This window comes from Sphingobacterium litopenaei, from assembly GCF_014692495.1.
GTDB lineage: Bacteria > Bacteroidota > Bacteroidia > Sphingobacteriales > Sphingobacteriaceae > Sphingobacterium > Sphingobacterium litopenaei.
Genome location: NZ_JACOIJ010000019.1, coordinates 43,131 through 64,457, shown reverse-complemented (window position 1 = coordinate 64,457; position 21,327 = coordinate 43,131). Strand labels below are relative to the sequence as shown.

The following is a 21,327-nucleotide window of genomic DNA, read 5'->3' as shown; positions in this document are numbered from 1 at the left end:
ACGAAAATATTTATTTGTAAAATTTGCCTTAGATGGTAATTCTACCTCCAGTAGCAGGAATAGTAGCACCAGAAATATAGGAAGCTGCTTCCGAAGCTAAGAACACATAAATTGGTGCTATTTCCGCAGGCTGGCCTGGCCTTCCCATTGGTGAATTTTCTTTACCAAAATTCTCATGGTCCGGAATTGTACTTGGAATTAATGGCGTCCAAATAGGTCCAGGAGCAACTGCATTCACACGAATACCTGACTTATCATTCATAAACATTTCTGCTAAACTTGCCGTGAAATTTTGTATTGCACCTTTAGTTGCCGCATAAGGCAATAAGGAAGGATTAGGCTCATAAGCATTGACAGAGGTTGTATTTATAATAGAACTACCAGCTTTCATATGGGACTTCGCATATTTTATAAGATAAAACATAGCGCGAATATTAGTATCAAAAGTTTTGTCCCATTCCGCGGTATCAATATCTTCTATTCCATTATACGACATCTGATACGCAGCATTATTTACCAAAACATCAATTTTGCCAAATTTTGCAATCGTCTTATCAATGATTTTCATACAGTGCGTTTCATTTCGAATATCTCCACGAATCAAAATTGCTTCTGAACCAGCCTTGTTTACCCATTCCGCTGTATCTTTAGCATCTTCATCCTCCACTTTATCTTTATATGAAATAACAACCTTCGCTCCTTCTCTAGCCATTGCTATCGCGACCGCCTTACCAATTCCAGAATCTCCTCCAGTAATAATACATACCACATCTTTAAGTAATCCCTTTCCTACATATGTTTCTTCGCCATGATCTGGGCGAGGTTCCATTTTTGATGTAATACCTGGGACATCTTGAGGTTGTTTTGGAAAAGGTGGTTGTGGATACTTTTTCAATGGATTTTCAAATTTCTTGTTCTTCATAGCATATATATTTAGTTCCTTCACAAGAATAACAGTTAAAAGCATATAGTGTTCAAAAACAACTCTATCTAAAATTTTACAAGTATTTTGTTTATGCAACGAATTAGTTAAGTTATTTTAGTAGAGAAATTATTATCAAAATATAATAACCTTTATGAAATACATTTTTACAGGTTTATTAGCTTTTGTATTCTGCATGACACATGGTCAAGAAAAGAAAAGTGAAGTAAAACCCAACTACCAATTAGCTGCTAAATTTAGCCCTGAAAAATTGAGAAAAATGATTTTCTCAACAGAAGTTAAACCAAATTACATTAATTACTCTGACAAATTTTGGTATGAATACGCCACCTCTTCAGGCAAAAATTGGTATATAGTAGATCCTAGTCTCCGTAAAAAAAGTCCATTATTTGAAAATGGTGAAATGGCAGCAAAAGTAACTTCAATCGTTAGAAATCCTTTTGACGCTCAACATTTACCTATTCAGAATTTACGTTTTCTGGACAACAGTGATCAAATAATTCGATTTGAAGTACAAAGTACCAAAGACACGGTAAAGAGCAAGGAGGAAATACAAAAACTTACCAATAAGAAAGACACGCTTAAAAAGAAACTTTTTCATTTCGAATACAACATTGTTTCGAAACAATTAAAAGAAATAAGCGATACAACTAAAGAAAAGACAAAACCGAATTGGGCAAATTTTAATCCAGATACTAGTAGAGTATATTTTGCAAAAAACTACAACATCTACTGGATGGATTATAAAAATTACCAAAAAGCTTTAAAAGACGAAAAAGATTCCACTATTGTAGAACACCAAATTACTAAAGATGGGGTTCAATTTTATGCTTGGGGCGGTGATCAATACAGCACGACTACGGGCGATCGTAAATCTATTTTAGAAGAAGAGAAGAAGCGAAAACCAGTTCGTCTTAGTTGGTCTCCTGATGGAAAGTATTTCGTTATCACACGTAAAGACAATCGCGATTTATCTTCGTTATGGGTTATTCATAATGTAGATAAAAAACGTCCAGAATTAGAGACCTACAAATATCAAATGCCAGGTGAAATCGATTCCACAGAAACAGAATTATATATTTTCGACCGCGCTAATCACCAACCTCGCAAAGTAAATATCGCTGCTTTCAAAAATCAAACGCTTTCACTTTGGAACAAAGATTTTAGTAAAGAAAATTTAAAAGGAAAACACTACATCAACTATTGGCTGGGAAATAATCAAGAATTTTATCTCGCAAGATCTTCACGTGATTTGAAAAGAATTGATGTGGTAGCCGTTAGTGTAGATGGTTCTACCCGCGTAATGGTAGAAGAAAGAATGAATGTGTATCAAGACATTCAAAAACCGAAACTTATTGCTGGAGGTAAACAATTTATACACTGGTCACAACGTGATGGATGGGGTCACTTTTATTTATATGATATCAGTGGAAAATTAATTCATCAGATTACAAAAGGAGAATTTCATTGTAATGATTTGTCTGCTTATCAAGAATCTACAGGTACTTTATTCTTCCAAGCTAATGGTAAAGAGAAGAATATTGATCCTTATTATAATTTCTTATATTCTGTTAACAAAAATGGCGGAGCTATCAAATTATTAACTCCTGGAGACTATGATCATCAGTTAGAAGGAAACGAGTTAGGCAATTATTTTATTGATAATTTTTCTAGAGTTAATACTATTCCTCAATCCAATCTTTATTCTTCTACAGGACAATTGATCATGAAATTAGAAGAAGCAGATTTAAGTCAACTTTTTGCTTCTGGATATAAATTCCCTGAACCATTTAAGGTGAAAGCAGGCGACGGTATTACGGACATTTATGGTGTAATGTATAAGCCTTTTGATTTTGACTCGACTAAAACCTATCCTTTAATAGAATATGTATATCCAGGTCCACAAACAGAAGCAGTAAACAAAAGCTTTGGCAGAAGTATGGATCGAATTGACCGTCTTGCGCAAATGGGCTTCGTCGTAATTTCTGTGGGTAATCGGGGTGGACATCCTGCCCGCTCAAAATGGTATCATACCTATGGATACGGTAATTTGCGCGATTATGGATTGGAAGATAAAAAAGTAGCAGCAGAACAATTAGCTAATAAACACTCATTCATCGACATTAATCGTGTAGGTATTACAGGGCACTCTGGAGGTGGATTTATGTCTACAGCAGCTATGTTAGTTTACCCTGATTTTTTCAAAGTAGCCGTTTCAGGAGCTGGAAATCATGAAAACAACATTTATAATCGTTGGTGGTCTGAACGTCACCATGGTGTAAAAGAGGAAGTTTCGGATAAAGGTGATACTACTTTTACATACAATATTGCAAAAAATACAGAGCTTGCAAAAAATTTGAAAGGAAAATTGTTAATTGCGACAGGAGATGTTGACAATAATGTACATCCTGCCAATTCTATCCGAATGGTGGATGCATTAATCAAAGCCAACAAACGATTTGATTTCTTATTATTGCCTGGACAAGCACATGCTTTTGGCAATATGACAGAATATTTCTTCTGGAAAATGGCAGATTATTTCAGCGAACATTTATTAGGGGAATCCAAAATGAATGAGGTTGATATAACCGAAATCAATAAGGAAAGACCTTTGACTAGATAATTTAATGAATGGATCAACAAAGAATCGATAAAATCACAGAAGCACTATACAACTATAGTGCTTCTGTAATAAAAGAGGGTATTTTACAATACACTTCTCTTGAAGAATTATTGGAATTATCCCTTTATCCCATTGAAAGAACAGCCTTTCGTGCTGCGTGGGCTGCTGAACATGTTTTATTAGCTAACAACAACAGTAAGATTACCTTTTATAAAGATGCTATTATATCGGTGTATTCCAAATCCAACAATTGGAGTGTACTTCGAAGCTATTCTAAACTAGTGATGGAATATCTCACTCTAACCGATATAACTCAATTAAATGAAATAGAATTTGAAAGTATTCTCAATAAAACATTTGATGTATTAGAAAATAGCGAATGTCCTATCGCTGTAAGATGCAATTGTTACGATATTCTGTGTCTACTATCTGCACAACATCATTGGATAGTCAACGAATTGAGACATAGAATACAGCTTGATCTTTCTATTAATGAAACACCAGCTTTAATTAGTCGTGCTAAGAAAGTCACCAAGAAATTAGAACGAATAGCGAAGACCTAAGGAATAGAAGCTATAAAAATCATCTTTTCCTTGGCTTAATCTTCCATTAGCACCATATGGCGTATACCCATCCAACGCATCATTACGTCCAAAATTAAATTGCCCATTAACCACAAGACTCAAAACAGGCCCCGAACTCAACAACTGATTATTTAGTGGAATCGAAGAACCTAGATTCAGGGATGGTAATATTAGCGTTCTAGTCCTATCCTCAAAAATAGGGTCACCCGAACTATCAAATCCCTTTACCATTCCATATGTACTATAGTCGTTCACATTATGATAAATGTATTCATAGTGATTGATGATATATAATGAGCCTACTCCTAAATATAATGATTCTAGTAACACATCACTGTAAGATCGTAAATAGCTATTTTTAGAAAAGAAACTAAATGGATGGATTAACACGCGCAAGCCTCCTGCCATATAATCATTATGAGACTGTCTTGGATCTGCTGTATTCGTAACTTCGGTTCTCAAAGACCCAAACTGGCTTTCAAGACCAATTAATAAACCTTTTTTAATCTGATAATCGAGGTTAATAGTGCCAGCTGAACCAAAAGCATTATTGCTTTTGACATCGCCGTATAATTTGGTAATACCATATCCAGCAGTAATATGAAACAACTTGGTTTCTCCGACTTTTCCAGATAAAGGGGGACAATATTGTGAAAAAACAAAAAAAGGCATACATATCCCTAGGGATATTATCAAAAGAATCCTCATAAAAAAATAAATATATTATTGGTTAAAATAAAGTATTTCCTTTATTATAATTTAATTTACCTAAATGTTTGTAGGCACTCTCTGTACATTCTCTGCCTCGTGAAGTACGCATAATATAGCCTTCCTGAATCAAAAAAGGCTCATACACCTCTTCTATCGTCCCTTCGTCCTCACCAACTGCCGTCGCAATGGTCTTCAATCCTACGGGCCCACCTTTAAATTTATCAATAATAGTTGACAATATGCGATTGTCCATCTCATCTAATCCATGTTCGTCAACATTTAATGCATTCAATGCATATTGCGCAATGGCTTTATCAATATTACCATTACCTTTTATCTGTGCAAAGTCACGCGTTCGACGTAACAAAGCATTCGCAATACGTGGGGTACCTCTACTTCGTCGCGCTATTTCGTAAGCCCCTTCCTCACTAATCGCTGCTCCTAAAATACTGGATGATCGTTGTACAATGGTGGTTAACAATTTCGCATCATAATATTGTAATCGCGCATTGATCCCAAAACGTGCGCGCAACGGAGAAGTTAACAAGCCTGATCTCGTTGTCGCACCGACAAGTGTAAATGGATTTAACGTAATCTGTACCGAACGCGCGTTTGGTCCAGTTTCTAGCATGATATCAATCTTGAAATCCTCCATAGCAGAATACAAGTATTCTTCCACAACAGGAGAAAGACGATGAATCTCATCGATAAAAAGAATATCACCTTCTTCCAAGTTAGTCAACAACCCAGCTAAATCACCTGGCTTATCCAATACTGGTCCTGAAGTAATTTTTATTCCCACGCCCATTTCATTGGCAATGATGTGGGACAAGGTAGTTTTCCCCAGTCCTGGAGGGCCGTGCAGTAAGACATGATCCAAAGCCTCACCACGCATTTTTGCTGCTTGTACGAATATGGAAAGGTTTTCAAGAATTTTGGCTTGACCAGTGAAATCATCAAAAGTTTGCGGACGCAAAACTCTCTCCATTTCCTTATCGGTTGGATTCAATCTTTCTGGATTTGGATCAAGATTTTCGTTCATTATTTATAACTTTTGAATAAAGATTCTAACTTCAATTGTATTACTCCAAAAAAGGCTTCTCTAAAAATCTTCGTACTCATTTTAGATTCACCTAATGTTCTATCTGTAAATATAATCGGTACCTCAACCACGTTGAAACCATATTTGATGGCTTTGAATTTCATCTCTATTTGAAACGCATAACCCACAAATTTTATTTCATCCAATTTGATTGTTTCAAGCACTTTTCTGTTAAAACATACAAATCCTGCAGTAGCGTCCTGTATATTGATTCTTGTGATAAATCGTACATACACCGAAGCAAAATAGGACATCAGTACCCGACTCATCGGCCAATTCACGACGTTCACGCCTTTGATATATCGAGAGCCAATAGCCATATCAGCACCATCCAAAGCTGCCTGGCGCAGACGTATTAAATCTTCCGGATTGTGACTAAAGTCGGCATCCATCTCAAAAATATAAGTATAGTCACGCGCCAGTGACCACTTGAAGCCATGTATATATGCAGTACCTAAACCTAATTTTCCTTTACGTTCTTCTATAAATAATTTGCCTTCAAACTCCTGCATCAATCGTTTCACTACATCAGCAGTACCATCTGGCGAACCATCATCCACTACCAAAATGTGAAAAGTCACATTTAAAGAAAAAACCTTTCGAATGATATTTTCAATATTTTCAATTTCATTGAAAGTAGGAATTATTACAATACTATCAGCCACTCTAATTATAATCTATAAGATACAAAAATAACAAAATAACCATCCGAAGAAAGTCATTTTTAGTGCACTTTAATTTGCTTAGTTTACACCATGCATCAGCTTCTTCACCAATGGTGAAATAGCAATTAATATTACACCAGCAATAATAGAGTAATGTCCTAATTCTTTATAGCTGTCTGTATAAACTAACAATTGCTCCACCAAAGTAGAACCTTCACGGGCATCTGCCATATTCGCACCAATCAAACCTGCCACATATTGACCATAGGCACTTGCCAAAAACCACATCCCCATCATAATTCCTTGCAAACGTGCTGGAGATAATTTAGTCATAATAGATAAACCAATGGGCGATAAACATAGTTCGCCTACGGTTATAACAATAAGTGCCAAAGAGAAGATATCCAATGAAGCAATACCATCTATCGCAAAGAATCTTGTTCCAAAAAGCACATAATATCCCAAACCTAAGAATATAAATCCTAATCCGAATTTGATAATCGTGTTGGGTTCAAAACGACGTCTAGCCATCCAAATCCATAGAATACCAAACAATGGTGCTAAAGCAATAATAAATAAAGCCCCCCCTGAATTGTTAACACCATTTGGATCCAAATGTACTAATCCACCTAAGATAAAATCATTCAAATTTTTAGCAGCGAAAATGCTTAATGAACCACCACTTTGTTCGTAAATACCCCAGAAAATAATAGAGAATAGAATAAACACCAACGCTGCAATTAACTTATGACGTTCAGCTTTTTCTACTTTGGTCATTTCAAAAAACAAGTATATCAACGTTAATGGACCAATGGTATACATAAAATAATCTGTGTATTCCGTTTTTGAAACCATCAACTGAATTACGGGAATCAATCCTAATGTTCCGATATAAACTAAATATTCTACCCATTTAGGTAAAGCTTTTGTTTTTACGATAGCATCGGGATGTCCTGGTTGCAAACCAATAGGACCTAAATGTCTTTTAGTAAACCAGAAGTTAATCAAACTCACCAACATACCTATCGCGGCAAGGCCGAAAGCTACATTCCAACGATGTGCCTCATCAATAACCGAACTCAATAAGTAACCTTTACCGATTGCCACACATACATAACCACCTAAAAATGCCCCAAGGTTAATCCCTGCATAAAATAAAGAGAAACCAGCATCACGGCGGTTATCCCCTTCTTTGTACAACTCTCCTACCATCGTAGAAATATTGGGTTTGAAAAAACCTGTACCAACGATAATGAAAGATAAACCAAAGAAGAAAAAGGCGTGAGGATCTATGGATAAGAATACAGATCCCACTATCATCAGCAATCCGCCCCAAAACAATGATTTGCGGAAACCTAAAATCTTATCTGCAAACAGACCTCCTATAAACGTAAATGCATACACAAAAGCTTGCGTAGCTCCATACTGCAAATTAGCTTCTTTCTCCTGAAAATTAAGCTGAGAAATCATAAAAAACACCAACATGCCGCGCATGCCGTAAAAGCAAAAACGCTCCCACATCTCCGAGAAGAATAAACTCCAAATCTGTTTTGGATATTTCCCTTCAAAGGTCTGAACCTCCTCTAACGTCTGTTTTTGATTATTTGTCATTTTTATTTATTGTAAAAAAAATGCTCCTAAATTCTTAGGAGCTTTTTGAATGTTTTTATTTAACACCGTGCATCAATTTTTTGAGTAGCGGATTCAATGCCATTACGATTAAGCCTGCGACTATTGGAACAATAGTAAAAATCAAGAAGAATGTACTTAACGAATATTGATTCGTAATATTCTCAATCTCTCCACCTAATATAGCAGCCAATTTATTACCAATAGCGATAGCTAAATACCACATACCAAACATAAAGGCAATCATACGCGCTGGTACTAATTTAGATACATAAGAAAGACCAACTGGTGATAAACACAACTCTCCTAATGTATGGAATAAGTAAGCTAATACCAACCAAATCATAGAAACTTTAATTCCTGCTTGAACCCCATAAGCACCAAATGCTAACAATCCAAAACCAATAGCCATAATGATTAAGCCTAAACCATACTTAACAGCAGCTGGCGGATTGAATTTAGAGTCCCAAACTTTAGATACATAGTTTGCGAAAGCAATAATGAAGAATGAATTCAGAATAGAAAACCAAGAAACAGTAATTTCTGAAGACTCTGCCGTGAATTCTTTATATAACATCCATCCAGCAATAGCCCAAATACCTGCAAAACATACAAATTGAACAATATTTGATAATGGTGCTTTACCGTAAGTTGCCTTAGTCAGTTTAGCTACTACATAAGTAATTAAGGCTAAAGGAACTACTGTCAACAATGTATTCACAATATTGAAAATAGTTAATGAGTTTCCAGATAACGTACGATCTACATTATCACGTGCAAATATTACTAAAGAAGAGGCTCCTTGCTCGAAAGACATCCAAAAGAATATAACAAAGAATGCGAAGATAATCACCGCGATCATACGATCACGAACTACTTTAGTGTAACGTGTCAATCGAGAAACTACCACAAAAATAAATAATACCAATGCAGTAAGAATAGCAACATCTTGCCCCGCAAAGCCCCCCATTTGCAAACCTGACAAAATATCTAAGCCAGCAATCTTAGACAATGGATCGTTAAATGCATAGGCCAATCCTAATAAAGTCATTACAACTATTAAGATAGTATCCAATCCTGTAAATGGATTCGGTTTATCATCTGGATTTAATGAAGCTGATTGTTGTGCTTTTGCAGCAGCTTTTTGTTCTGCTGTTGGAGGATCCCCTACTTTTCCAAATATTGGTTTAGCAAACCAGAATTGAAGTGTTCCTAAGAACATAAAGATACCTGCAAGACCAAAGCCCCAGTGCCATCCCACTTTTTCTGCTAAATAACCACACAACATCATTCCGAAGAATGCACCAGCGTTTACACCCATATAAAAGATAGTATATGCGCCATCTTTCTTTTGTGGGAAGCTTTTGTACATTTCCGATAAAATAGATGTCATATTTGGTTTAAAGAAACCTGTTCCCACTACTAATGCGCCTAAACCTAAATAAAGGAATAATGGTGAATCAAAAGCCATAAACAAATGGCCTAAAGTCATTATCGCTGCACCAATTACAACAGCCCAACGATAACCTAAATATTTATCGGCTAATATACCTCCAAAAATAGGTGTAATATACAACAACATAGCATAGGTACCATATAAAGCACCTGCTTGCACGGGATCCCAACCCCAACCTGAAAATGGACTACCAACTAAAATAGCCGAGGTCAAGAAGTTAATTAATAATACGCGCATTCCGTAAAAGGAAAAACGCTCCCACATCTCAGTAAAAAATAAAACGAAAAGTCCTGATGGATGTCCCAATACTAAGTGCCCATCGATCCCCTGCTTCTCCAATTCCGCTGAAAAAGAATTGTCCGTAGTCTGACTCATATTCTAATTTTGAATTTTAAGAACCAAAAATACAATTTAGACTTTGAAATCATATAGTATTCTTAAAATAATAACGCTCATCTGTTAAGGATGAGCGTTATTATTTTCTAAACGAGCAAGTTAATTGATACCATGCATCATCTTCTTTAACACGGGGTTAAATAATATAAGTAACAATGCCGTTACCCCTGGAATAATTGCGAATATCATAAAGAAATACGCCATAGAATGTTCTTCCGTAATCTTATCAATATATGAACCCAAGAATCCACCGATAAAATTAGCAATTGCTGAAGCACAGAACCAGAATCCAAAAAGAAGTCCCAAGAATTTTTTAGGTGAAAGCTTACTTACATAAGATAAACCTACAGGCGATAAACATAATTCACCAGTTGTATGGAAGAAATAGGCAATCACTAACCAAATCATGTGTACTGAGGCCGTTTTTGCTCCTTGAGGAATTTCACTAGCTCCATATGCTAAAGCTGCAAAGCCAATACCTACTAAAATCAATCCTAGTGCAAATTTTACAGGTCCGGAAGGATTCCATATTTTTTCCCAAAATTTACTAAAGCCAGAAGCTAAGGAAATAATGAAAAATGAATTTAAGATTTGGAACCAAGAAGCCGCAACTTCTGTTTCGGTAGCACCAAACTCACGTACCAATTTCCAAAGACCCAATCCCCAGATCACAGCAAATGAAATTCCTGTGAATATAATTGTTAATGGATATTGCTTATAAATACGTTTTGCTAACGCAGACAACACTAAAGTTACTATGATAATCGGTGCAATAGTAAGAATACCATCCACCCACTTGAACGTAGTTGCTGCAGAACCTGAAAGTACACGTTGCGTATAATCTTTTGCAAAAATTGACATAGAACCACCAGCCTGTTCAAATGCTAAGAAAAATACAATACTAGCAATCATTAATACTGCCACTACAACTAAACGGTCTCTTACTACATTAGAAGGTAACTCCTCTTCTTTTTCTTCTTCATTATTTTTTATTTTATTATCATGAAAATCTTTGATTTGTTGTGGAGAGTCCCCATTTATACCAAAGATTCTTTGTGCAAAATAAAACTGCAACATACCAAAGAACATGAAGACACCCGCTAAACCAAAACCATAATGCCAACCAATTTTCTCTCCAATGTATCCACATAATAACATGCCTAAGAAAGCACCTGCATTGATCCCCATATAGAAAATAGTGTATCCCGCATCTTTTTTAGAACTGTTGTCTGGATATAGATTTCCTACCATCGAAGAAATATTTGGTTTGAACATACCATTACCCAAGATCATCAATATCAATCCTATATAGAAGAAATATTGGTGAATACCTTCTAATGCCATGGAAGCGTGCCCTAAAGTCATTATAAAAGCTCCAATCAAAATAGCTTTTTTAAAACCTGTAACTTTATCAGCTATAATTCCACCAATTAAGGGAGTAAGATACACGAGACCTGTATACAAACCATATAATTTCATTGCTCGCTCGTTCGACCATTCCCAACCTCCATCTGCTATGGTACTTATCAGAAATAGTGTCAATAAAGCACGCATACCATAATAACTGAAACGTTCCCACATTTCAGTGAAAAACAAAACAAATAGTCCTGCAGGATGCCCATTGACCATTTTGTCATCAACACCTTGCTTGGCTAAATGTTTTACTAATGCATCATCTTTTTGTTCAATCATAATAATAGATTAATATGTTATTTATTTTTCAATCCACAACAAAGAAAGTGATTTAATCCGAAAAAACAATTTTCATCGATTTAAAACCCAGATACCTTAGTTTTAGAATCAGCATTGGGCAATTCAAACCCATCTGGATTCAAAACTTCAATATTTTCTACGAAATAAAGCTTTCCATTTCGGATTTCATATCCATTATGGGATAAATCCGGCACTAATTTTTTATAATTCTTACCTTTACTCGAATCAATAGCTACTAAATTATCAAACTCTATTCGATTTTTAGTCTTATTATATTTTACAAACATCGTAGCATTTCTATCATAAGAAAAAATCTTTCGGAAGATACTTTTATCCTCTGAAAAAACAGGAGCTCCGAATTGGATTATATTATTTGGCAGAATGTTTAATACCTCAATAACTTTATGTGTATACTCAGATTGGTGGCCTTTCCAACCTAATAAGAGGTATTGATTTTTAGTAAACGGTATAATCTCATAATATTGAGCACCATACCACATTGAAGATTCAAGTGATTCTTTATTTACATCCTTAATTTCAAAAGTCTTATCCAATAATGGAATTAATTTCAAATCTCCAGATTTGAGCTGCATACTACCGTAAAATAAATAGGAACCATCATGCAATGGAACATTCCATGAGAAAATTCTAAAATTATTATCAGGACTTCTGAGACAGGAAATTACATTCAACTTTTCAAAATCGAAGTAATAAGAATTAGGCTCTTTGAGTGCAGAGACTAATGTTTTTACAAATAAAAAATTGCTTTCTATCCTTTCTGCTTCCGAGGTATTAGAAAATACCTTTTGTCCTAATTGGAACAAACTGTCTTGCCAAATTTGCATCTTTTGAAGGTTCTGTCCAAAAGTCAAATTTGTAAATATCAGGAAGAAGAAAATAAGAAAGCAATTCTTCAGCATAAAATGCTTATTTATATCTTTCTAACAATTTCTTTGTCGCGATGATACCGTCAATTTCACTTAATTCCGAACCTTCGTATTCGATACCAACAAAACCTTTGTATTTCGCATCTTTAACGATTTTCATCATTTTATCGTAATCAATATTGCGCTCATTACCGTTAGCATCAAAAACATGAGATTTTGCACTTACACCTTTAGCATAAGGCATTAAATCAATAACTCCCTGGTAGCGATCATAGTCATAGAAATTCCCGAAATCTGGTAAAGCTCCACAATTCTTTTTCCCAACAGTTTTCAAAACACCTGACAACCAATCGCCGTGAGAAGAAATACCGCCGTGGTTTTCCACTATCACATTGATTTTTGCTTTTTTACCGTAATCTGCCAATGTGGACAAACTTTCGACAACACGCTTACCTACCTCTTCTTTAGTACCTTTACCAGCAGCGTTTACGCGAACCGAAGTACAGCCTAAGAAGTTAGCGGCATCAATCCATTTATAGTGATTTTCTACAGCTTTAGCGCGTCTAGCATTGTCTTCATCGCCCAAATTACCTTCACCATCAATCATGACCAACACATTGGTCACGCCACTTGATTTAGCACGGTTCTTCAAGTCTTTGAGATATGTCATATCATTTGCTTTGTCTTTGAAAAACTGATTTACGTATTCTACACCGTAGATACCAAATTTTTCCGCAGCAAACTGAGGGAAATCTATATTTTTTAATTCACCTTTATTAATCGTACGATGCAATGACCATTCAGCCAATGATACTTCGAACCAGGATTTCTTAGCAGCAAATAAATCTAATGATGGAGCAAGTGTAACCCCCGCTGTCACCAACCCCAAGTTTTTAATAAAATCTCTTCTAGTATTCATGTTTATAAGTATTAGTTTTTCTTTTTAAATATTTGCCCAACCAGAGGTCAAGACATCCACCAAATGCATGGTTTTGATTGGAATATTATGCTTTTCGATATAACCTTGAAGCTGCAACAAACAAGAGGCATCGGTCGAAATAATATAATCCGCATTTACAGCCTGCGCATTCTTAACTTTTTGTTCGGCCATAGCACTCGAAATTCCTTCAAATTTCACGGCAAACGTGCCTCCAAATCCACAGCATGTTTCTTGATCTCGCATTTCTACGATCTCTAGCCCACCAACATGTGATAAAAGTTTTCTCGGCTCTTCTTTAATTTTGCATTCGCGCAAAGCAGAACACGAATCATGATATACAGCTGTTCCCACAAGTTCCGCTCCGAAATACTCTTTTTTCAAAACATTCACCAAAAAATCGGATATTTCAAAAATATTTCTTTGCAAAGATCTGCATGTGTTATGTTCTATACTATTGGTGAATAAATCATCGTAACCTCCTTTCACCATTCCAACACAGGATGCTGATGGAGATACGATGTAATTAATATCCGAAAAATCTTTTAAAAATTTTGCGCCAACAAGTTTTGCTTCATCCCAAAACCCCGCATTATATGCAGGCTGCCCACAACATGTCTGTTCCGAATTATAAATCACCTCACATCCTGCCTTTTCTAATAATTTGACGGTATTGAACGCCGTATCAGGATATAGTTGATCTATAAAACAAGGAATAAACAATTCCACCTTTTTATTCATTGACGCTTGATTTTAAGTGTGAATTAAATTTTAGTACCCTCAATAATAACAAAAATCCTAATATAAAGAAAATAGAAAGGGATATCGCTGAATAACGAATATTGTGCGTAATCTGCTCAATTAATCCAAAGCAAACCAATCCAACGACTATTCCTAACTTCTCCGTAATATCATAAAAACTGAAAAAAGCAGTTGTATCTTCTAAATCCTCTGGCAACATTTTGCTATAAGTAGACCGCGAAAGTGATTGTATCCCCCCCATTAGCAAACCCACCATCACCGCAAGTGCATAAAATTGAGTAGCATTACTTAAATAGAAAGCAGAAATACAAATACTTGCCCACAATAAAGTAACCAAAAGCAACACCACGATATTACCCCAATATTTAGCCAAAAGAGACATAATGTAAGCTCCAATTATGGCTACTAATTGAATTAAAATTATAGTTATAATTAGAGATTGTTGTTCCAAATCCAACTCCTTCTGTCCAAACATCGTCGCCACCACCATAATAGTTTGTACCCCTACGGAATTAAAAAAATAAGCCGGCAAAAATCTTTTGATACCTTGATTAGCACGAACTTGAGAAAGCACGCTTTTAAATTCGGAATTCACACGTTGTATCAAGGATACACCTTGTGCCGCTATAGAAGGTGTATTATTGGGTAAAGCTTTGAATGGAATCAAAGAAAAACCCAACCACCATAATCCAACCAACAAAAAGGATAATCGTGCAGGAAATGAAGCATCTGTAATTCCAAACCATTCTGGCTTCAATACAAATACAAAACAGATAATCTGGATAGTCACACATCCGACATAACCATACGCAAAACCTTTGGCACTTACGGCGTCTTGCTTATCTGGAGTAGCAATAAGCGGAAGATACGAATTATTCACAGCGACTCCTCCAATGTATCCCATGGCTGCTAGTGTAAAGCATATAATCCCCAACTCTAAGGTGTCCAATTTAAAGAAAAACAAACCCATACAAGCTATTGAACCTATATAGGTAAAAAGTTTCATAACCTGTAATTTTTTTCCATTCGCGTCTGCGAAAGAAGACAAGAAAGGCAAAGCCAATACCATTACTAAATAAGCAAAAGCCAAGGCATAATTAGAAAGAACGGTATTAATGACTTCGAATCCAAAGAAATTAACTACATCATCTCCTCCATCTTTTGATGAAGTAATCGTAATATAGTATATTGGAAATATTGTTGAGGTAATGACAAGATTGTAAGCCGAATTAGCCCAATCGAACATGGCCCAAGATCGAATTAATTTTTTATCATTCTTTTGATATTCTTCCATATAAGCTATGCTAAACTAATCTGCCTAGTAATTTTGACGAATAAAAGTCATTATTCGTACCATTTCTCTTCTAATATACGATGTTGGCACAGCATAATTATTATTTAAGAATGAAAAAGCATATTTTCTTCCCGTTCTTGTTACAATATATCCAGACTGACAATGTACAGAATTGATTGTTCCAGTCTTTGCCCAAACAAAAGGTACACCTTGATCCAATGAATAGGCTGATTTTAATGTTCCATCAACACCTCCTGTCGGGAAGAATAAATAACGTTGACTATCATTTGGAATAATTTCTTTGATGGCTAATAATACATCAATCATATTGCGAGGTGTAATCTTATTGTACGTGGACAATCCACTACCATCACGAAGAAATATGGTATCTTGAAAATTATTGTAATATGCATTCTGCATATGATTACGAAGTGAATCCGTATAAAATCCATTAAACAACTTATCCGAAATTAGCATAGTTAAATGTTCTGCAAGAAAATTATCGCTTGGAAGCATCATTTCTCTTAACACTACATTTCTACTAGTAGAATACAACGTTTTCAAATCAGCAGGTCTTTCATAATTTGTCAGCATACCGACTTCCTTTTTCAGCGTATCCTGCAACAATAGCACAGCAAGGCTGTCCGACCAGATAAATGGTTTGTTAGTACTATAATTTTTTGGCACATTCAGATTGGACATCTCAAATTGATTGGAATTCATTTTACGTGAAACCCAAAAATTTCGTTGCATACGTTCTCGAATACTAATGTGCTTATCAAAAAAGCTCGGCAAAGCAACCAACCCTTTTCCATTTGCACGTATTTTCACCAAATTGCCATAAATTGGAAAAGGTACTATTTCGGGCTGATAGTCTTCTTCGTAATCTTCTATTGACCAGCCATTTCTATACGCTGGTTCACTTGTTTCTTGAACAACATAATATAGTTTCTTATTCGTATTCTTTAAAAACTCGTATACTTTTCGCGTATCTAATCGAGGATGTAAAAAAGTTGGATCGCCAGTTCCCCAAAAAATCAAAGAATCTCCACGTTCTACATAATGTATCCCAGCAATGGAATCCCCAAGATGTTTTAACGAAGCAAATAAAGTATATACTTTCGTATTAGATGCAGGCGTGAAATGTTGATTTTCCTTTTTGCCAAATACCACACGATTACTATCCAGATCATATAAGCAAAATCCATAATGGTGCCTTGGCAGAATAGTTGATTTTGCAAATTCAGCTTCTAAGATATTAAAGTCTTGGGCAAAGGATAAGCTTGTTATGAAATGTATAAATAAACTAGCAATGGAAAGGAATAGCGTTTTCATGTCGAAAAATAATCATTTTTAGATTTTCAATACACAAAACGGCACAATGAAACAAGTTTGTTACTAAGCAAACAGTATCTTATCTTAATTATTTATTCGCATGCTCAAAACTCCTCTTATGGAATATGGGGAATAAATATTTTCAAACTCTTCAATTTTAGGATTAAAAAACCTTAACAAACAAAAGAGCCCCGATAAATCGAGGCTCCATAAATTTTCATTTTATTTATAATTTTCTAATCCATAGACTTCGTCAAAAACTCTGGATCTTGTGAAGCTGTCTCATCAAACTCACCTTCCCATTTAGAAACTACCACCGTAGCTAGACAGTTTCCTATTACATTTACTGAAGTTCTTGCCATATCCATTAATTCGTCGATACCCAAAATCGCGGCAATAACGAATGTTGGTAATCCAAATTGATCTGCAGTTGCAATTAGCACAATTAAAGAAGCACGAGGAACGGCAGCCACACCTTTAGAAGTAATCATCAATGTAAAGGCGATCAATAATTGTTGTCCTATGCTTAAATCAATTCCGGCTGCCTGAGCAACGAAAATTGAGGCTAATGACAAATACAACGACGTACCATCCAAATTGAAACTATATCCCGTAGGAATCACAAAAGATACAATCTTACGCGGTACACCAAAACGTTCCATATTTTCCATTGCTTTTGGTAAAGCTGCATCCGAACTCGTCGTTGCAAATGCAATAGAAACAGGTTCTTTAATAGCTGCTATAAATTTCTTAATAGGAACTTTTAAATATAAAGCTACTGGAAGTAGTACTACAAACAAGAAAACTAAAAGTGCTATGTATAAACTCATTAAGAGCATAAATAAATTCTTAAGAATATCGACACCTAAGTGACCAACAGTATATGCCATCGCAGCCCCTACGCCAATCGGAGCAAATAGCATGACCAGATTAGTAAACTTAAACATGGCTTCCGAGAGACTTTCTGTAAAATCAATTAAAGGTTTCCGTTTCTTCTCTTCTACCATCGCCAAGCCGATACCGAAAATCACCCCAAATATTACAATTTGCAATACTTTATTCTCGTATACTGACTTTACAATATTTTCAGGAAAAGAGTCACGGATAAAAGTGTTGAATTTAAAAACACCATGTACACTTTCATCAATGTGAGACAAGGCTTTTTTATCTGAATCCGTAATGGCTGATGTGGTCGGTAATTCTTCATGAGGCATATTTGCAACATCTACGCCCACGCCAGCTTTAGTAAGGTTAATAACTGCTAGACCGATGAAGATAGCACAAGTCGTGGCACAGAAGAAATAGAGCATAGATTTCCATGCCATACGGCCTACAGATTTTAGATCAGAGTGACCTGCAATTCCAAAAACAAGCGTAGCAAATAAGATTGGACCTACAATTGTCTTCACCAACTTGATGAAAGCCTGACTTAAAGGTTGTAAAGATTTGGCTAAATCTGGAAAATCTAACCCCACGAACACCCCTAATACCAAACAAGTCAAAATCCAGGTAGTCAGATTTTTGCGCACTATACCATTAAGTATTAACACTGCTGCTGTAATCCATCGAACAGCTAGCATTACTCCTGGGGCGACATTTACAATGTTAAATTCGTATAAAAAGGTAATTATTATGGCAATGGTTATCGTTATTAGCATAAGATAACCCACATTCTTTTTTGACATGTAGTAGAATTTTAATGTTTAACAAAAATAGAAAAATACCAATGCAACGCAAATAAAAAAGGCACGATTAAATAATCGTGCCTTCCTATAAATCGTTAATATATTTACTGCTCAGCGTGTAACCAAGCTTTTTTAGCTAATAATTCTTCTTGAGATTCTACTACATCTTCGTCTTCTACACAACAGTCTACAGGGCATACAGCAGCACATTGAGGCTCATCGTGGAAACCTACACACTCTGTACATTTGTCAGAAACAATATAGTATACTTCATCCGAGATAGCATCTTGAGATGCTGAAGCATCAATAGTAACGCCGTCTCCAAAGTCAATTACACCGTCTAAAGATGTACCATCAGAGAATTTCCAAGGAACACCAGCATCATATATCGCATTATTTGGACATTCTGGTTCACAAGCCCCACAATTAATGCATTCGTCAGTAATTTTTATCGCCATTTATAACCTCACAATTATAATAAATAAACTAATTTTGTAACGTCAAAAGTAAAAATCGGTTTTTAACTTTCATAATAAAAGTATACAAAACCAGTAGGCTTTTTACTTATTTGACATTACAAAGATAAAGCAAATAATTATCAGAATTATTCTAAATAACATATTTTGACAAAGAACGATAGAATTAAGGCATTTTCGCAGCTGGGAGAATGGTTACTCCAACCCGATCAGGACACACTTTGGCGCATCGAAAGTATACAAAATCGCAATCCTTGGTATACCAAAGAAAATATTCTAAAACAGTTTCAAGCAATAGGACAAAACCTTACCGTTGAAAAATTAGAAGCCTGGACCTCGCCCTATGAAGTAACAAAAACTTCCAAAGTAGTAGGATTAGTTTTAGCGGGCAATATTCCTTTGGTAGGCTTTCATGATGTTCTTTCCACTTTGATTTTAGGATTCACAGCGCAAATTAAACTTTCTTCTGATGATGCCGGCTTAAGTACTATTGTATTGAATAAGCTTGTGGATATTCAACCTCAATTCCATTATCAAATTCAAGTCGTAGAAAAATTAGCTGGTTTTGACTTGGTGATTGCTACAGGATCCAATAACACCGCACGTTATTTCGAATACTATTTTGGTAGCAAACCAAATATTATCCGTAAAAACAGAAATTCTATTGCGGTATTAACCGGTAATGAAACAACAGAACAATTGATGCAATTGGGTAATGATATTTTTGACTATTTTGGATTGGGATGTCGTTCGGTATCTAAATTATTTATCCCAAAAGACTACCCTATTGCAACTTTCTTTGAAGCCATAGAGCAACATAGCCCTATTAAAGATCATTATAAATACAATAATAATTACGACTACAACAAGTCAATTTATTTGGTGAATGGTGATAAGCACTACGACAATGGATTCTTGTTGTTGAAAAAAGATGAAAATATAGCTTCACCTTTAGCTGTAGTATTCTATCAGGAATATGAAAGCTTACAGGAAGTCGAGGATTATATCAATGCTCGCAAAGAAAACATCCAATGTGTTACATCTTCAGCGCATTTAAATATAGAATCTCCCCTATTTTCATTAGGCGGAAGCCAATGTCCAGCGTTAGATGATTATGCGGATGGCATTAATACTTTAAAATTTTTGACAGCCAACCAATAAAATTGAAATAATAGCGTTTGGGTGGTAAGCAATTGGTAAAAAATTCTAACTTTGTTATCTATGTATGTAATAAAAGTAAAAGGTGTAGCTAAAATCCCTGATTATGTGCAATTGCGTGATGATTCATTTACTTTATTGGCATATTTCAGAGTAGATAGACCCGATAAATCATTAGTGAAGATTGGTTTGGAGGACAAAGCAGAAGAAATCATGAAGATTGTTCAAGAGTTACCTTTTGGTCAAATTAAAAAAATTGAACTTTAATATAAATGGCAGACAATACAGTTATACGTCTTAAAAACGTAGATATATACCAACAAAAACACTTAGTTCTTTCGAATGTCAACCTAGAGATTGGAAACGGCGAATTTATTTATCTTATTGGTCAATCGGGTTCGGGTAAGAGTTCTTTATTGAAAATCATTTATGGCGAACTTCACATTGCAGATGGCGAAGGTTTAGTCGCTGGATTTGATTTAAAGAAACTACGCGAAAATGATGTTCCTTTTTTACGCCGTAAGCTAGGTATAGTATTTCAAGATTTCCATTTATTAAACGATAGAACGGTAGAAAAAAACCTGGAGTTTGCACTGAAAGCTACAGGCTGGACAGACAAAAAGTTGATCCAAAACAAGATGATAGATGTTTTGGAAAAAGTGGGTCTTCGTTCCAAATTACACAAGATGCCACACGAACTTTCGGGTGGTGAGCAACAACGTATTGTAATTGCACGTGCATTATTGAATGATCCAGAAATTATCCTTGCCGATGAGCCAACAGGTAACTTAGACCCTGCGACTTCAGAAGAAATTATCTTGTTATTACGAGACATTGCGGCTTCGGGCACTGCGGTATTGATGGCTACACATGATTACCAAATTATTCGCAATATGCCATCACGTATCCTTCAAACTGCTGATGGCGCATTACACGATAATGTAAGCATCTAAGAAACTGACAAAACTTAT

Annotated in this window: 19 protein-coding genes; 5 read left to right on the top strand and 14 right to left on the bottom strand. The window is 35.5% G+C overall.

Translation table 11 applies throughout. The annotated features are described in order from the left end of the window. Positions 1-28 precede the first annotated feature (28 nt). Positions 29-922 (bottom strand): SDR family oxidoreductase, encoded by an 894-nt coding sequence (locus tag H8B04_RS10855; protein WP_190302343.1) that lies wholly within the window; start codon positions 920-922, stop codon positions 29-31. Between the two features lie 154 nt (positions 923-1,076). On the opposite strand from H8B04_RS10855, the gene H8B04_RS10850 reads away from it, so the two are divergent. Continuing rightward, complete coding sequence (locus H8B04_RS10850) at positions 1,077-3,566, top strand: S9 family peptidase (RefSeq protein WP_190302342.1); 2,490 nt, start codon at positions 1,077-1,079, stop codon at positions 3,564-3,566. 8 nt (positions 3,567-3,574) lie between these two features. Further along, the gene (locus H8B04_RS10845) at positions 3,575-4,129 is read left to right on the top strand and encodes a hypothetical protein (protein WP_190302341.1); all 555 of its coding nucleotides are present in this window, start codon (positions 3,575-3,577) and stop codon (positions 4,127-4,129) included. Here the strand turns inward: H8B04_RS10845 and H8B04_RS10840 are convergent. From H8B04_RS10840 to H8B04_RS10780, 13 genes are all read right to left on the bottom strand, one after another. Next, complete coding sequence (locus H8B04_RS10840) at positions 4,106-4,822, bottom strand: hypothetical protein (RefSeq protein WP_165291777.1); 717 nt, start codon at positions 4,820-4,822, stop codon at positions 4,106-4,108. The genes H8B04_RS10845 and H8B04_RS10840 overlap by 24 nt on opposite strands. A 58-nt stretch (positions 4,823-4,880) precedes the next feature. Continuing rightward, positions 4,881-5,903: a Holliday junction branch migration DNA helicase RuvB gene (gene ruvB / locus H8B04_RS10835; RefSeq protein WP_165291778.1), complete on the bottom strand. Its 1,023-nt coding sequence runs from the start codon at positions 5,901-5,903 to the stop codon at positions 4,881-4,883. Then, positions 5,903-6,628 (bottom strand): polyprenol monophosphomannose synthase, encoded by a 726-nt coding sequence (locus H8B04_RS10830; protein ID WP_190302340.1) that lies wholly within the window; start codon positions 6,626-6,628, stop codon positions 5,903-5,905. The genes ruvB and H8B04_RS10830 overlap by 1 nt, the downstream gene beginning before the upstream one ends. Before the next feature lie 78 nt (positions 6,629-6,706). Continuing rightward, a complete protein-coding gene (locus H8B04_RS10825; protein WP_190302339.1) occupies positions 6,707-8,239 on the bottom strand; it encodes a peptide MFS transporter in 1,533 nt (510 codons plus the stop codon). 55 nt (positions 8,240-8,294) lie between these two features. Beyond that, positions 8,295-10,088: a peptide MFS transporter gene (locus H8B04_RS10820; RefSeq protein ID WP_190302338.1), complete on the bottom strand. Its 1,794-nt coding sequence runs from the start codon at positions 10,086-10,088 to the stop codon at positions 8,295-8,297. A gap of 120 nt (positions 10,089-10,208) precedes the next feature. Continuing rightward, positions 10,209-11,801 carry a peptide MFS transporter gene (locus H8B04_RS10815; RefSeq protein WP_165292106.1) on the bottom strand — a complete coding sequence of 531 codons (1,593 nt, stop codon included), beginning with the start codon at positions 11,799-11,801 and terminating at the stop codon, positions 10,209-10,211. Positions 11,802-11,881: 80 nt separating this feature from the next. Continuing rightward, positions 11,882-12,667 (bottom strand): hypothetical protein, encoded by a 786-nt coding sequence (locus H8B04_RS10810; protein ID WP_190302337.1) that lies wholly within the window; start codon positions 12,665-12,667, stop codon positions 11,882-11,884. An 82-nt stretch (positions 12,668-12,749) separates the two neighbouring features. Then, entirely contained in the window at positions 12,750-13,628 is an 879-nt protein-coding gene (locus H8B04_RS10805; RefSeq protein ID WP_190302336.1) for a sugar phosphate isomerase/epimerase family protein, read from the bottom strand. 24 nt (positions 13,629-13,652) lie between these two features. Continuing rightward, positions 13,653-14,387, bottom strand: coding sequence for a (Fe-S)-binding protein (locus H8B04_RS10800; protein WP_165292103.1), 735 nt, complete (start codon positions 14,385-14,387; stop codon positions 13,653-13,655). Further along, positions 14,380-15,702: an MFS transporter gene (locus tag H8B04_RS10795; RefSeq protein ID WP_165292102.1), complete on the bottom strand. Its 1,323-nt coding sequence runs from the start codon at positions 15,700-15,702 to the stop codon at positions 14,380-14,382. Before H8B04_RS10795 ends, H8B04_RS10800 begins: the two co-directional genes overlap by 8 nt. A gap of 24 nt (positions 15,703-15,726) precedes the next feature. After that, on the bottom strand, positions 15,727-17,037 hold the full coding sequence (locus tag H8B04_RS10790) for a D-alanyl-D-alanine carboxypeptidase (RefSeq protein WP_190302335.1): 1,311 nt from the start codon (positions 17,035-17,037) through the stop codon (positions 15,727-15,729). A 236-nt stretch (positions 17,038-17,273) separates the two neighbouring features. After that, positions 17,274-18,722: a dicarboxylate/amino acid:cation symporter gene (locus tag H8B04_RS10785; protein WP_165292100.1), complete on the bottom strand. Its 1,449-nt coding sequence runs from the start codon at positions 18,720-18,722 to the stop codon at positions 17,274-17,276. Positions 18,723-18,826: 104 nt separating this feature from the next. Next, positions 18,827-19,180 (bottom strand): 4Fe-4S dicluster domain-containing protein, encoded by a 354-nt coding sequence (locus H8B04_RS10780; protein ID WP_190302334.1) that lies wholly within the window; start codon positions 19,178-19,180, stop codon positions 18,827-18,829. A 165-nt stretch (positions 19,181-19,345) separates the two neighbouring features. Between H8B04_RS10780 and H8B04_RS10775 the strand changes: the two genes are divergently transcribed. The 3 genes from H8B04_RS10775 to H8B04_RS10765 are packed head-to-tail and all read left to right on the top strand — an operon-like array spanning position 19,346 to position 21,309. Beyond that, positions 19,346-20,359 (top strand): acyl-CoA reductase, encoded by a 1,014-nt coding sequence (locus H8B04_RS10775; RefSeq protein ID WP_190302333.1) that lies wholly within the window; start codon positions 19,346-19,348, stop codon positions 20,357-20,359. A gap of 60 nt (positions 20,360-20,419) precedes the next feature. Continuing rightward, positions 20,420-20,623 carry a fructose-6-phosphate aldolase gene (locus H8B04_RS10770; protein ID WP_159638101.1) on the top strand — a complete coding sequence of 68 codons (204 nt, stop codon included), beginning with the start codon at positions 20,420-20,422 and terminating at the stop codon, positions 20,621-20,623. 5 nt (positions 20,624-20,628) lie between these two features. After that, positions 20,629-21,309 carry a cell division ATP-binding protein FtsE gene (locus tag H8B04_RS10765; protein WP_165292097.1) on the top strand — a complete coding sequence of 227 codons (681 nt, stop codon included), beginning with the start codon at positions 20,629-20,631 and terminating at the stop codon, positions 21,307-21,309. Positions 21,310-21,327: the final 18 nt, after the last annotated feature.